The following is a 13,554-nucleotide window of genomic DNA, read 5'->3' as shown; positions in this document are numbered from 1 at the left end:
GGCAGCCGGGCAGCGAGTACGGAGCCGACACGATTCCTGGCCCGTCGGTCTTCGCTGCGGCCGAGTCCCGGTGATCGGGAACGGCGACTCGAGATAGCGCCGTATCGCACTAACTTCTACCCGTGACCCGCACCAAGACCTTCCCGCATCTGCTCTCCCCCGGCACCATCGGCCCGATGTCTCTTGCCAACCGTGTGGTCATGCCCGCAATGGATATGAACCTCTGCGAGGACGGCGAGATCGAACAGGGCGATATCGATCATTTCGCCGCCCGCGCGGCCGGCGGGGCGGGACTCATCATCACCGGTGCCTGCGCCGTTGCTTTCCCGATCGGCTGCACGAGCACTAAGGAACCGGGTCTCTCCGATGACCGGTTCCTGCCGGGACTGAAGGCGCTCGCCGACGCGGTCCATGCCGCCGGCAGCAAGTTGTGCGTACAGATGACCCATCACGGCAAGGTCGCCCGGATCGATACGCTGCAGGGCCGGCCGCTGCTGGTTCCGTCGGCGCCGTCCGCACCTCCGGACCGCTCCGCGTTGGCCGACAACACTCCCGGCGAACTGCAGAAGATGGCAACCGTCGCGGGCGGCAAGCAGCCCACGTTCCACGAAGCCACCCAGGACGATATCGACTGGCTGGTGCGCAGCTTCGCCGAGGCCGCGGGCCGGGTGCGCGCGGCCGGCGGGGACGCGGTCGAAATCCATGTCGCGCATGGTTATGTGCTCGGTGCCTTCCTGAGCCGGGCCGACAACAAACGCACCGACGACTACGGCGGTTCGCTGGAGAACCGGGCCCGGCTGGCGGTGGAAGTGATCCGGGCGGTCGCGGCGGAAGTCGGCGGTTCACTCGCGATCCTGGTGCGCGTCGCCGGCCGCGAGTTCGGCGAGGACGGCGCACTGACCACCGAGGAAGCCGCACAGGCGGCAGCACTGTTCGAGGCCGCCGGCGCCGACGCCATCCACGTCACCGGGTGGGGTCGTAATCCGTTCTCCAATTTCACCGACGGGCCCCTACCCGACAAGGTCGGCGCGTACACGGGCCTGGCGGCCGCGGTGAAGCAGGCGGTATCCATCCCGGTGATCGCCGTCGGCCGGGTACTGCCGGAGGTCGGCGAGCAGGCGATCGCGGCGGGCAGTACCGATTTCGTGGCCATGGGCCGGCAACTGCTTGCGGACCCGGATCTGGTGAACAAGCTGCGGGCGGGTACGCCGGAACAGGTGCGTCCCTGCATCAATTGCTATGTGTGCGTGCAGGAGAACTTCTGGGACGACACCCCCCTCTGCGCGGTGAACCCCGCGCTGGGCAACGAGAAACTGCTCCCCTTGACACCGGTCACCGCGCGCAAACATGTGGTCGTCGTCGGTGCGGGCCCCGGCGGACTCGAGGCCGCCCGAGTGGCTGCCGAGCGCGGGCACCGCGTAACCGTTGTGGACAAATCCGATCGGCTCGGCGGCACACTCTGGTTCTCCGGGCTCACCACGCCGGACAACCAGATGCTGCTGGACTGGTTGAAGGTGCAGGTGCAGCGACTGGGCGTCGATATCCGCTTGAAATCCGAGGCCACAGTGGCCTCGATCCAGGCGTTGCAGCCGGATGCGGTGGTCGTGGCCACGGGTGCTGTCCGCGGACGGCCCGCGGTCCCCGGCAGCGAGCTGCCGCATGTCCACACCGGCGATACCTTGCGCGCCTTGATGACCGGGTCCGGTGATGTATCGCAAGTGCCGCCGCTGCTGCGGGTCATCGCCAAACTGGGGAAGCTGTCCGGTATCACCAGGAGTGCCGCCGCGATCCGCGCGGTCACCCGCAAGTTCCTGCCGATGGGTAAGAACGTCGTGGTGATCGGCGGTTCGCTCGTCGGCCTGGAACTCTCGGAGTTCCTGGCCGAACGCGGCCGCACCGTGACCCTGCTCGAAGAAGGCGGTCAGCTCGGCGTACCGATGGCGCTGCCGCGGCGCTGGACCGCCGTCCGGCACGCGAAGGAGTCGGGTGTGCGGATCCACCGCCAGGCCACAGTTCAGCGCATCACCGAGAAGTACGTCGAGTTCACCGTCGGCGACAAGACCTCGACCGCTCCGGCGGATATGGTCGTCGTCGCCTCGGAGGTTTCCGCGCAGGCGCGACTGGCCGAGGGGCTGAAGGACGTTGTGCCCGAGGTGCATATCGTGGGCGACGCCGCGAAAGTCGATTACATTCAGGGCGCGATTCATACCGCGTGGCAAGCAGCGACGAAATTGTGAGCGCATAGCCGGTCGCGCACCGGGCCGTACAGGTCGACGGGCAGGCCGGCGTTCATCTCGGGTCGCGATACGCCGCGCCGCGGCCGATTCCACGCGGCTTCCGCACGCCGCCCCCGGATCGCGTGCCACACCGGCACCTCGCAAGCGGAGCGGGAACCGGCCGCACCGCGCGATCGGACACCGGCTTGCGCGTGGGGCGGCGACGCGGGCAACATCGACACAGCAGATCCCCAGCTCGACCGGCCTGATAGTGGCGATCAGCGGCCCGGTCGAGTCCACAGTCCGGTCTTCGGCGGCCGCAACAACCTGCTTGCTCGTCGACGCGATTCCGGCGCGGCGGCCGGCCCTTCAGCGATCGGCGAGCATATCCGCCAACGTCTCGCGGACCGGCCGGAATGTGATGCCGAGATCACGCTCCGCGGGGCCGTCGTCGGTGGGCGGTGAGTCGGTGAGATACCGGATCGAGGTCTCGCTGAGCTGGCTCATACCGGGAGGCAGCACACGCCGGAACCGGTCCGCGAGCTTTCCGGCGGAGAGCAGCACACTGTCGGGAACGCCGTAGTAGCGGACCCGCCGGCCGGCGATATCCGTGAGCAGACCGGCCAATTCGGCGCCTGTCACGTGGTGTCCACCGAGAACGTAGCGTCGCGGGCCGTGGCCCGGTTCGAGCAGCCGGACATGGGCCTCGGCGAGATCGCGTACATCGCCGATGGTGAAGGCCGCGCCACGCCCCGGAATACCGACGCGGACGAACGCGGCGACGGCTTCACCGGATTCCCCGAACTGATTCCCGGCGGCCGGGCCGACGATGCAACTGGGATAGGTCACCACCACGGGGGCGCCCTGCTGCTGTAGTTCCCGGGCGTACCGCTCGACCCGCGCCTTGGAGGTGGCGTAACCATCGCTGCCGCCCGCCGGCGGCAGATCGGCGTGCAGCAGCGGACACTGCGGATGCCACAGGGCCGTCATACTCGAGACGTACACGACCGGATCGACACCGCAGGCGGCCGCCTGGCCCAGCACATTCCGCGCGCCGGCGAGATTGGCCCGGATCATCTCGCCGGCGGCGTCGGCCCGCAGCGCAACGACCGCGGCGGCATGTACCACCGCATCACAGCCGTCGAGGGCTTCGCGGACCCGATCCGGGTCGGTCATATCGCCGCGCACCACATCGGTGGCGTCGAATCCCAGTGCCGCCGCGATCGGCGCCAGGCGGGCGGGGTCGCGGACCAGCAATCGCATCCGGTGTCCGCGGTCGTGTACGGCTTTGGCGGTCCAGGCGCCGACGAATCCGGTGGCGCCGGTGATCAGCACCCGCATATCACCCTCAGTACTTCAGCGCTCCCGCATCGACCGGGACCTGCGTTCCGGTGATGGCCACCGATGCAGGACCGGCCAGCCACGCCACCACTTCGGCGACGTCTTCGACCGGCATGAAACCGCTCTGCCCGTCGTTGGCCGATTTCAGTGGCACCGGCGGGAAACTGTGCAGGAACGAGGGATGCTTGCCGAACATCGCCATCATGTCGTCGGGCTGGATCATCGGGGTGTCCACCGAGTACGGGTGGATCGAGTTCACCCGGATACCGAATTCACCGGCTTCCAGCGCCAGCGTATTGGTCAACGCCACCAGCCCGTGCTTGGACGCCGCATAGTGCCCGTTGCCCGGTGTCGCCTTCAACCCGGCCGACGAACTGACGATGACGACCGAGCCGCCGTTGCCCGCCTCGATCATCGCCGGGAGCGCGGCCCGGATCGTGCGCCACGTACCACTGAGGTTGACGTCGACGACGGTGTCCCACTGCTCTTCGCTCATCTCCCACAGCCGGGCCCAGCTCAGCACTCCCGCGTTGGCGATCAGCACATCGAGCCGGCCGAACCGGGCGACACCGTCGGCCACCAATTCCTGCAGCGCCGCCAGATCCCGGACGTCGACCGTGCGGGTGAGGATTTTGCGGCCCGCCGACTCCACCAGTCGCGCGGTCTCCGCGAGATCATCCGCGGTGGCGGCGGGATAGGTGACGGTGCCGGAGATAGGCGCGCACGCATCGATGGCGATGATATCGGCGCCCTGTTCGGCCAGCCGGACCGCGTGCGCGCGGCCCTGGCCGCGGGCCGCGCCCGTCACCAGGGCCACCTGTCCCAGCAGCGGTTCGGTCGGATTACTCATCGTGGCACCTTCGATCATCGTTTGCGGGGCGGATGACCGGCTCCGGCCGCCCGCGCTACGGGGTATTCGCCGAGGGGTCCCGAGCGGGTTCCGACCGGCCCACTTCTCTCGGCGGCTGAATCGAAGTTAGACGGGTGTCCATATGACAGTCAAGGGCGCTGGCGGCGCACGAACCGGCGCCGGACGGCCCCCGCCCGGCTAGTTCGCCGGATACCGTGACTGCAGCCGTTCAAGCCCCGCCGGTGGCGGGAATCGCGCGCTCGACCGCCATGCGGACCAGTTCGTCGACCCGTTCCTCGGTGAACACACCGGGCAGGGTGAGACGTTCGAGGATGAGCCAGTTGAGCGCGAGGAACAGCAGGACGACGGTGTTCTCGTCGCCCGGCATTCCGTTGTCGACGTGGTTGCGGATATTGAAGTCCAGATCCGCTCGGACCCGTTCGGTGAGCAGGGCTTGCAGCTCGGGTCGGCGGGTGGCCTCCAGCCGGAGTTCGAGCAGCGCGAGGTAGCCGGTGCGGAACCGGGTGACGCGCCCGACGACTTCGGTCATGAGTTCGGTGACGGTCTCACGGGAACGAGGTCCCTGCAGTTTCATCAGCACCGATTCGTCGGGGACCAGGCGCTCGTAGTACCGGTGCCCCGCCTGAACCAGCAGGTCGTCACGGTTGGCGAAATAGTTCGAAGCGGTGCCCGCCGGCACCTCGGCCTCCTTGTCCACTGCGCGGAAGGTCAGGCCACGGGCGCCTTCCCGGGCCAGGACCTCGATCGATGCGTCCAGCAACGCCTGGCGCCGCTGGGGATTCGTACGGACCACTTGACACCACTCCATCTGTAGTACTACAGTTCAAATCACTTCATCCAGAGTACTACAAGCGAGGCGGTAAGGAGCAGCGGGTCACCGCCCCGACTCTCTCGAATTCCACCGTCCTCGTCGAAAGGCGGAACCGATATGCGAAAGCTCCACGGCACCTTCCCCGTTCCGGCCGATCAGCAGCGTCTCGCCGCCCGGCCGGCACCACCGCGCGCGGCAATCGTCAAGAAGGCCCTGCCGCGCCACAGCAGGCGCGGCGGCCGCTAGCCCCACATCCGAGCCGCCGGCACTACACCGGCGCCGGCGAAGCGGCCGGATCGGAACACCGGAACACGATCGGCGCCCGGTAGCGCCACAGAGGAGACGATATGCGTGATGTGAAGATCTGGAGCGAGGAGTTCGGCGCCGCGACGGATACGCCGATCCTGCTGATCATGGGATCGATGTCGCAGGGCATCCTGTGGCCGGAGGAGTTCATCGAGCGCCTCGTCGCCGGCGGCCGCCGCGTGATCCGGTACGACCATCGCGACACCGGGATGTCGGATACCGTCGATTTCGCGGCCCGGCCCTATACCTGGGAAGACATCAAGAACGATGTCTATCGGGTACTGGACGCACACGGCCTCGAAAGCGCTCATCTGGTGGGGCATTCGGCGGGCGGCCTGCTCGCCCAGTTCGTCGCGGTGCAACGGCCGGAACGGGTGCGTTCACTGACGGTGATCGGCTCCTCACCGCTCGGGGGCCACGAAGGCTCGGTACTCATGCGCGCTCTACTCGGCGAACCCCAGCCTCCGGGCAGCCTGCCCGAACCGGCACCCGAATTCGTCGCCTTCTACCGCGATCTCATGGCGGCACCACCCCCGCAGGACCGCGCCACCGGCATCGACGGCATGGTCGCCGAACAGCGCCTGCTGCACGGCACCGGCCTGCCGTTCGACGAGACGGCAGCACGCGAACTGCAGGAACGGATCTACGACCGGGCTCGCGACCTCGCGGCGGCCACCAACCACCGGCTGGCCGCGGCCGCTCACCCGGACTTCGAACCGACCGGTGCACTTCCCCGGATCAAAGCCCCCACACTGGTCATCGAAGGCAGCCACGAACCGGTTAAACCAGGTCACGGCGCGGTGATCGCCGAGCTGATACCAGGGGCACAGCTTCGAATCGTCGCCGGTATGGGCCATACACTGCCGCCGCAGGTACACGAGGAAGTCGCGGCAGCCGTCCTCGCACATACGGCGGGAAGCCGGGACAGCGTCAGGCACGGCCACTCGGTGAATCCGCGCCACGACCGGTGAGTCCGCGCCACGGCCGGTGCGAGTCACGCCGGACAGCACCGCCTGCGGGCGGCCGGCCCACCGATACCGGGCCCCGTCAACAACTCTGGCTCAGGTATCCGAGCAACTCGTGGTGCAGCAGGCCGTTCGACGCGGCCGCGCTGTCCCCGAGCGGTCCGGGGCTACCGTCGAGCCCGGTGAAGACGCCCCCGGCTTCGGTGACGATAACGGCGTGCGCGGCCATCTCCAGCGGTGAAAGGTCCGGATCGGCGCAGATATCGACCACACCTTCGGCGACCATCATGTAGGGCCAGAAGTCGCCGTACGCGCGCGTGCGCCATACCTCCCGGGACAGCGCCAGCAGACCACCCAGTCTGCCTCGCTCTTCCCAACCCGCGAGGGTGGAATACGCGAACGACGCGTCCGGCAACGCCGAAACACCCGAGACGTGCATGCGAGTGGCGGAAGACAGGTTGCGGCCGGTGAAGGCACCGTGGTCTTGCGCTGCCCACCACCGGCGGCCGAGCGCGGGGGCGGAGACGACCCCCGCCACCGGCCGGTAACCGACCTCCGACGCTTCGATCAGGGAAATCTGCGTGGCCCATACCGGTACACCGCGCGCGTAGTTCTCCAGACCGTCGATGGCGTCGACCACCCAGCAGCGCGGCCCGGTGCCCGCCAGCCCCTCCCCCGCGCCGAGAACGGCATCGCGGGGCCGGGCCCGCTGCAACTGCCCGCGAATGAGCTTCTCCACCTCGGTCGCGGCTTCGCGCACCGAATCCAGATCCGGCTTCGATTCGACCACGAGGTCGAGGGCCTTGAAGCGGTCCATGCTCGCCGCGGCGGCGGAATCCGCGAGGACATGGGCGAATCGGAGGTCGTCGAGGTGGTCCTGCACCCATTGAAGCTATCCGCAGCAAACGGACAGCGCCACCGGGCCCGCCGCGCAGAGGGGTTGCTGCGCGCCGTCGTATCGGCGACGAATCCACTTGGTATGCACCGATCTCCACACCTCACATGCGGCCGTGTGCGAAGCGGCGATATCGTCGACAGTGTTGTACCGGTGTTGTTCTCGGATCGGAGTCTGCTGTGGCGGGAAAGTCGTTGGATCTGCAAACCGACAAGCCGCACAGCGCCCGGATCTACGATTACCTGCTCGGCGGCAAGGACAACTATCCAGCCGATCAGGAAGCCGCGGCCAAGGTGGAACAGGCGGTTCCCAATGCCCGAAAGGTCGCACGGGCCAATCGAGACTTCATGCACCGGGCCGCGCGGTTCGCGGCCGAGACGGGGATCGGGCAGTTCCTCGATATCGGCACGGGGATTCCGACCGCCCCGAATCTGCATCAGGTCGTCCAGGAGGTGAACTCGGCCGCGCGGATCGTGTACGTGGACAACGATCCACTGGTCCTCGCGCACGCGCGAGCACTCATGACCGGCACCTCGGAAGGCCGCACCGGCTACATCAACGCCGATCTCACCGAACCGGAATCGATTCTGTCCGCGCCCGCGCTGACCGACACCCTCGACCCGAACGTACCGACCGCGTTGAGCCTCATCGCGATCGCCCACTTCGTTCCGGGTGACGCGATCTACGCTGCCGTCGCAACCCTGCTGGGCGCACTGGCCCCGGGCAGCTACCTGGCGATGACGCATCTGACCGCCGAGATCGACCCCGAGGGCGTCGCAGGCACCGTCGCGACCTATACCCAGAGCGGAATCGCCATGCAGCCGCGCAGCCGCGACGAATTCGAGCGGTTCTTCACCGGTCTCGAAATGGCCGAGCCGGGAATTGTCCCGCTGCACCGATGGCGGCCGCGGATGGACCAGCCCGCCGCCTACGACCGCATCCTGCCCTTGTACGCGGCAGTCGGCCGCAAGCCGGTGTAGCCGGCCCCATCTCGAAGGTCGCGCTCGGCACGGCGCACACAGCCGCCGGCAAGGTCCGCGGTCGCCGATCCGCGCACCAAAGTTCGCCGAGGAGTGAGTCCGGCGCGCCTTCGATCGCACAGCGACCCCGGGCGCGTAATGGTCGAAGCCACGGACACAGGAATACGCGGGCGTCCGACTGCCCGAGCAGACGGTCGTTCGTTACCGTGGCCGCAGTGCAGGCGCCGGAGGGTCGCAACAGCTGCTCAGCGGCGACGCCGTCAATAGTCGAGGACGTGTTCCGGCTGGCAGACATGCAGCGGTGATGGCAGGTAGCGGACGATGGCGTCCAGAATCGGGGCGATATGCCGCCGCGGCGTCGTATCGCACAGGACCGGGACGATATCGCCGATACGGGCGAGGTAGCGGAGGCGGTCGTGCAATCGGCCGGCCGGGATCGTCCACACTCCGGGAACGCCGCCGGAATATCTGTCGTCCGGATCCGTGACAGTGTCCACGAGGTCGCGGTACCACTCCCCCGCGATATTCGGTCGGTCGCCGGCAGTGCCGGGGGCCTGCCGGCCGGACTCCCGCATCGAGATCAGATCGACGGCACCGTCGAAACCGGTGCCGGTGCCGTGCGGGATCTGCAGCGCCACCGGAGCGGCCCCGTGCGCGTCCGCGACCATCCGGACGCAGCGGCCGAAGTCGGCAACGGGATCGTCGAGGCCGGTCACCAGGCACAGCCGGGCGACCTGGTGATCGTCGGCGATGCGCAGCGCCGTCTCGAGGCGTGAGTCGCGTTTCGCGGCGGCGTCCAGGACCGCTATCAGACCGTCGGCAACCCGGATGGACCGTTCCAGGACAGCGATGGGGGCCTGGCTCGACAACTCGGCGAGACGGATCGTGTGCTCGGTGCGGTCGGTGGTCCAGTGGACCGTGCCCGGCACGCCGGTCCCGGTCCGGGTGAGATCGCGGAGCAGGCGGTGCACGACTCGTGTGGTCGCATCGGGATCCCCGACGACCGTGACGTTGCGGATCGACTGCGGTTCGATGACTTCGCTGCCCATCGTGTGTGGTACTCCAGATCGACTCGAGAAGGCCGTTACCTCCCGATCCGGCCTCACCGTACCTTCGGTCGCACTCCCATGGAGTGGGTTTCGAACCCAAAGTAGAACGTGTTCCTATACGGTCGGGTTTGTGCAGAAAGAACAACGCCCCGCCGTGGCCGACTGGTTCACCGCGGATGACGGCACGGTGCGCTTGAAGGGAAGTCGCTGCACCACCTGCGGCACGCCGTACTTCCCACGGAACACGCTGGCCTGCCGGAACCCGCAGTGCACCGGCCCGAAGGACGGCTCCGAACTCGCCGAGTACCTGTTCTCCACGCGCGGCCGGATCTGGTCGTATGCGGACGCCCGGTACAAGCCGCCACCGCCGTATGTCTCGCCCGAACCGTTCGAGCCGTACGTCGTCGCGGCGGTGGAACTGGAGGTCGAGCAGATGGTGATTCTCGGGCAGGTGGTGCGTGGTCTCACGGTGGACGATCTGGCCGTCGGCATGCCGGTCGAATTGACCCTCGGCGTGCTGTACGAAGACGAGGAAGCGGAGCATACGGTGTGGATGTGGAGGCCGGTCGATGCCTGAGTCGAATGACCGCGATATCGCCGTTCTCGGTGCGGGTATGCACCAGTGGGGCAAATGGGGACGTAACTTCGTCGAGTACGGTCTGGTCGCGGCACGGGCGGCGCTGGCCGATGCGGGCGTGGACCACCGCGACGTCGGCTATATCGCCGGCGCCGACACCATCCGCAACGGATACCCCGGGTTCGTCTCCGGTGCGACGTTCGCCCAGGCGCTGGGCTGGTCCGGGGCGCGGATCTCCAGTAGCTACGCCGCCTGCGCGTCGGGTGCCCAGGCCGTTGCCAACGCGCGCGCCCAGATTCTGGCCGGGTTGTGCGATGTAGCGCTGGTGGTGGGCGCGGACGCCACCCCGAAAGGATTCTTCCAGCCGGTCGGCGGGGAACGCCGCGACGATCCCGACTGGTTGCGTTTCCATCTGCTCGGCGCGACCAACCCCATCTATTTCGCGCTGTACGCCCGCCGGCGGATGGCGTTGCACGGCGCCACGCTCGACGATTTCGCCGCGGTCAAGGTGAAGAACGCCAAGCACGGCCTGAACAACCCGTATGCCCGGTACCGAAAGGAGGTCTCGGCCGAAGAGGTCGCGGCCTCGGCGGTCGTCTCGGACCCGCTGCGCCTGCTGGACATCTGCGCCACCAGTGACGGCGGCGCGGCACTCGTGCTGACATCGATGGAATACGCGCGCCGCCACGGTGTCACCGACCCGGTCCGGATCCGGGCACTGTCGACGGTGACGCCGACATTCCCGAAAACCGTGATCGACCTGCCGGATTTCGCGACGGATTCCGCCGTGGCCGTCCAGCCGCCACCGCGCGAATTCCGTTCCGCCGTCGCACACGCCGCGTACGAGGAAGCCGGGATCGGTCCTGCCGATCTGTCGCTCGCCGAAGTGTACGACCTGTCCACCGCATTGGAACTGGACTGGTACGAGGACATCGGGCTCTGCGAGATCGGCGGTGCGGAGGAGCTGCTGCGCAGCGGCGCCACCACCTTGGGCGGGCGGATACCGGTCAACCCCAGCGGTGGACTGGCCTGCTTCGGCGAAGCCATTCCCGCGCAGGCCATCGCGCAGGTCTGCGAGCTCACCTGGCAGCTGCGCGGCGAAGCCGACGGCCGCCAGGTGGAAAATGCCCGGACGGGTATCGCGGTGAACCAGGGCCTCTTCGGCCACGGTTCGGCGATCATCGCCACCCGCTGAACCGGGGCCACCCCGTTCAGCCGCCGAAAACGCCGGTCCGTAGCGCCTGCGAGGCTCGACCGGTGAGAACCGTCCGGTCCGTGACCGTGGTCGCCCCTTCGACGGCAAGAGATGCCGACTGGGGCCGCGGGCAGTTGTAGGACGGTGTTCGGCACAGCGGAGGTGGACGGCACTGCTTCACCGTCGGCGGTGTGGCCGCCGGGAGTCGGACATGCGCAGAGATAGCGCCCGGCGGCGCACCCTCGCCTGCGGCCCCGAGGTAACCCGTGGTGCCGCAGGTGGCACCGCTCGTCGCCGGCCGCTTCGTACCGTCGCGGCAAGGCCGGCTCGGCCGGAGGCTGCGGTCCACGGCCCGGCCGTGAAACCGCGGCGGCGTCTCGTGCACGAGGCGCGGCGGGCGTGATCGCCGGTGCGGTACACGCGTTTTCCGACGGTGAACGGATGCGTTCCGCGGTACGGCCGGGGCGGACGCGGTAGCCGCGGGCGGTCCGTATGCCGGCGAGATAAAGGTCTCCCACATCGTCTCCGGCGTGGGCGCGACGTTGCGCACGATGCCCCGGCCGACCGCACACCACCGAAAGTGGCTACCCGATTTTGCCCCGGTACCGAGTTATGGTCACCTTCCGGCGCATATGCCGGAGTGCTCACCACGAGGTCCGACGGCAGGGGCAGGCAGTGGTTCGGGACAACGGGCATCAGATAAACCGCGCAGCGCCGGTCGACGAACCGGACGGTGCCGTGAACGAACTGCCCGCGCCCCGTGCCACCGGGCGACGCACGAGGTTCGTGCGCAATGTCTACGGCAACGCGGCCGCCGAAACATTCCTGATCATTGCGATCACCACCATCCTGGTGACTCGTGCCTATCTCGCACTCACCGATTATCCGCAGGTCGGCGGTGGTTCACTGCATATTGCGCACGCCCTGTACGGTGGTGCCGCCATGATGGTAGCGCTGCTGATGGGCTGGCTTCTGCTCGGTTTCACCGCGCGGACCATCACTGTGGTGATCGGCGGTATCGGGTTCGGTTTGTTCCTCGACGAAGTCGGCAAATTCGTCACCGCCGACAACGACTACTTCTATGGTCCCGCCGCCGAGATCATGTATGTAATGGTGCTCGTGATCCTGGTCGCCAACCGGCTGGTGCGGGTCGTGCGGGCGCCGACGGTGGACGAATACCTTGCCAATGCCGCGGCGATCGCAGCGACCGGGATGGCCGGCGGATTACCCGCGCACCGGCGCGGCGCGGCCCGCGCGATGCTGGACCGCGCCGCGACGGGAGGCGCCGATCCGCGGGCCGTCCACGGTATCCGGCTGCTGCTGGACGCGGCCGAACATCGGGTGGACCGGCTGTATTCGGTCCAGCAATTCGCGCCACGCCTGGTTCCCGGCTTCTTGCGGAGCCCACGATGGGTGCCGATCATCGGCTGGGTGCTGGTCGCGGCCTCGGCGGCGGGGGTGATCACCGGGGTCGTCGCATTGCTGACCGGTGGGCTGACCCTGCGGACCGCCGACACCGTTATCGACCTGGACCGGATGGGTATCGCCGAACTGATCCTCTTCCTCAGCGCCTGCCTGACGTTCTCTACAGCGGCTCCGGCGGCGGTCTGTTATCGCCGCACGGGTCCACTTTGGCCACTGCAGACATTGCGCGTCGCGGCGCTGATATTCACCGTGCTGAACGCATTCGCCGATTTCGCGACGGAAGGATTCGGCGCAGTAGCGGCCGTGGGGTGGGTGTCTTCGCGATGGCCGTCCTGTCCCATCAGATCTCCGTACGAGTCGGTATGCCCGCACCGGCAGCAACCGATCGGCCGGTCGCGTAACCAGGCCCGGCCCATCCACCGCGGCGATGTCGTCCCGGACCGCACTTCGACTTCTAGCCTGTACTCGCTGGAGCCGCTGGGAAGCCATTCGTGATTCCGGGCTCACCGCGTGAGCTGCGCCGTCCGCTGACGGTTCCTCACCGCTGGGTGGCCCTCGCCCCGGGATAATGGGCGGGTCCCGGGGAGCAGGGGCTCGGCAGAGCCGACAGGGTGGCCAGATCGCAGACGCCATCGGTCAGGATCTGGAACGGGGTGACGCCGAGCAGGACGATGATGCCGATGATATCGCCGTTCCCGACGAGTATCCCGGCCGTCCGCGCGGCTGCCGACCCGGAGTCCACGGCCGACGAGCCGGTACCGGATCCGCCCTCGGCCACGGGCGTGGGCGCCGGGAGCGCGACCGGTTGAGCCGTCGCTTGCGCGGCGGTGCCGACGAGGCTCGCGGCCGCGATCGAGGCGACGGCAAGGCGAAGAGTGGTGGGCGTCATCGCGCTCCCTTGCTGGTGGTCGAACGGCACATCC

12 protein-coding genes and 1 pseudogene are annotated in these 13,554 nt (G+C 68.1%); 7 read left to right on the top strand and 6 right to left on the bottom strand.

The genetic code is table 11. The features are described from left to right. Positions 1 to 122 precede the first annotated feature (122 nt). Complete coding sequence (locus tag IU448_RS00185) at positions 123 to 2,237, top strand: FAD-dependent oxidoreductase (protein WP_195053457.1); 2,115 nt, start codon at positions 123 to 125, stop codon at positions 2,235 to 2,237. A 348-nt stretch (positions 2,238 to 2,585) separates the two neighbouring features. Here the strand turns inward: IU448_RS00185 and IU448_RS00180 are convergent, their stop codons facing one another. The 3 genes from IU448_RS00180 to IU448_RS00170 form a co-directional block, all read right to left on the bottom strand. Next, positions 2,586 to 3,557 (bottom strand): NAD-dependent epimerase/dehydratase family protein, encoded by a 972-nt coding sequence (locus IU448_RS00180; protein WP_195053456.1) that lies wholly within the window; start codon positions 3,555 to 3,557, stop codon positions 2,586 to 2,588. 7 nt (positions 3,558 to 3,564) lie between these two features. Next, positions 3,565 to 4,407 carry a mycofactocin-coupled SDR family oxidoreductase gene (locus IU448_RS00175; RefSeq protein ID WP_195053455.1) on the bottom strand — a complete coding sequence of 281 codons (843 nt, stop codon included), beginning with the start codon at positions 4,405 to 4,407 and terminating at the stop codon, positions 3,565 to 3,567. Between the two features lie 229 nt (positions 4,408 to 4,636). Beyond that, entirely contained in the window at positions 4,637 to 5,221 is a 585-nt protein-coding gene (locus IU448_RS00170) for a TetR/AcrR family transcriptional regulator (RefSeq protein WP_324188472.1), read from the bottom strand. Positions 5,222 to 5,356: 135 nt separating this feature from the next. Between IU448_RS00170 and IU448_RS29295 the strand changes: the two genes are divergently transcribed. Together IU448_RS29295 and IU448_RS00165 are read left to right on the top strand one after the other, a co-directional pair. Then, a complete protein-coding gene (locus tag IU448_RS29295; protein WP_267466981.1) occupies positions 5,357 to 5,485 on the top strand; it encodes a hypothetical protein in 129 nt (42 codons plus the stop codon). Positions 5,486 to 5,586: 101 nt separating this feature from the next. Continuing rightward, on the top strand, positions 5,587 to 6,516 hold the full coding sequence (locus IU448_RS00165) for an alpha/beta fold hydrolase (RefSeq protein WP_195053453.1): 930 nt from the start codon (positions 5,587 to 5,589) through the stop codon (positions 6,514 to 6,516). Between the two features lie 76 nt (positions 6,517 to 6,592). On the opposite strand, the gene IU448_RS00160 is transcribed toward IU448_RS00165, so the two are convergent. Continuing rightward, on the bottom strand, positions 6,593 to 7,393 hold the full coding sequence (locus IU448_RS00160; RefSeq protein WP_195053452.1) for an inositol monophosphatase family protein: 801 nt from the start codon (positions 7,391 to 7,393) through the stop codon (positions 6,593 to 6,595). 191 nt (positions 7,394 to 7,584) lie between these two features. Here IU448_RS00160 and IU448_RS00155 point away from each other — a divergent pair, with 191 nt between their 5' ends. After that, entirely contained in the window at positions 7,585 to 8,385 is an 801-nt protein-coding gene (locus IU448_RS00155; RefSeq protein ID WP_324188471.1) for an SAM-dependent methyltransferase, read from the top strand. Between the two features lie 260 nt (positions 8,386 to 8,645). Here IU448_RS00155 and IU448_RS00150 read toward each other — a convergent pair whose 3' ends face one another. Beyond that, the gene (locus IU448_RS00150; RefSeq protein ID WP_195053450.1) at positions 8,646 to 9,434 is read right to left on the bottom strand and encodes a hypothetical protein; all 789 of its coding nucleotides are present in this window, start codon (positions 9,432 to 9,434) and stop codon (positions 8,646 to 8,648) included. Positions 9,435 to 9,588: 154 nt separating this feature from the next. Between IU448_RS00150 and IU448_RS00145 the strand changes: the two genes are divergently transcribed. The 3 genes and pseudogenes from IU448_RS00145 to IU448_RS00135 all read left to right on the top strand — a co-directional run bounded on the left by IU448_RS00145 (position 9,589) and on the right by IU448_RS00135 (position 13,032). Beyond that, positions 9,589 to 10,011, top strand: a complete 423-nt coding sequence (locus IU448_RS00145) for a Zn-ribbon domain-containing OB-fold protein (RefSeq protein ID WP_062980267.1) — start codon at positions 9,589 to 9,591, stop codon at positions 10,009 to 10,011. Continuing rightward, the gene (locus IU448_RS00140; protein ID WP_195053449.1) at positions 10,004 to 11,206 is read left to right on the top strand and encodes a lipid-transfer protein; all 1,203 of its coding nucleotides are present in this window, start codon (positions 10,004 to 10,006) and stop codon (positions 11,204 to 11,206) included. Before IU448_RS00145 ends, IU448_RS00140 begins: the two co-directional genes overlap by 8 nt. Before the next feature lie 747 nt (positions 11,207 to 11,953). After that, positions 11,954 to 13,032: pseudogene (locus IU448_RS00135) on the top strand (hypothetical protein). Positions 13,033 to 13,169: 137 nt separating this feature from the next. Here the strand turns inward: IU448_RS00135 and IU448_RS00130 are convergent. Beyond that, positions 13,170 to 13,520, bottom strand: coding sequence for a hypothetical protein (locus IU448_RS00130; protein WP_195053448.1), 351 nt, complete (start codon positions 13,518 to 13,520; stop codon positions 13,170 to 13,172). Positions 13,521 to 13,554 lie beyond the last annotated feature (34 nt).

It is taken from the genome of Nocardia flavorosea, assembly GCF_015477805.1.
In the GTDB taxonomy this organism is placed as follows: Bacteria; Actinomycetota; Actinomycetes; order Mycobacteriales; family Mycobacteriaceae; genus Nocardia; species Nocardia flavorosea_A.
This window is presented reverse-complemented; position numbering and strand designations above follow the sequence as displayed.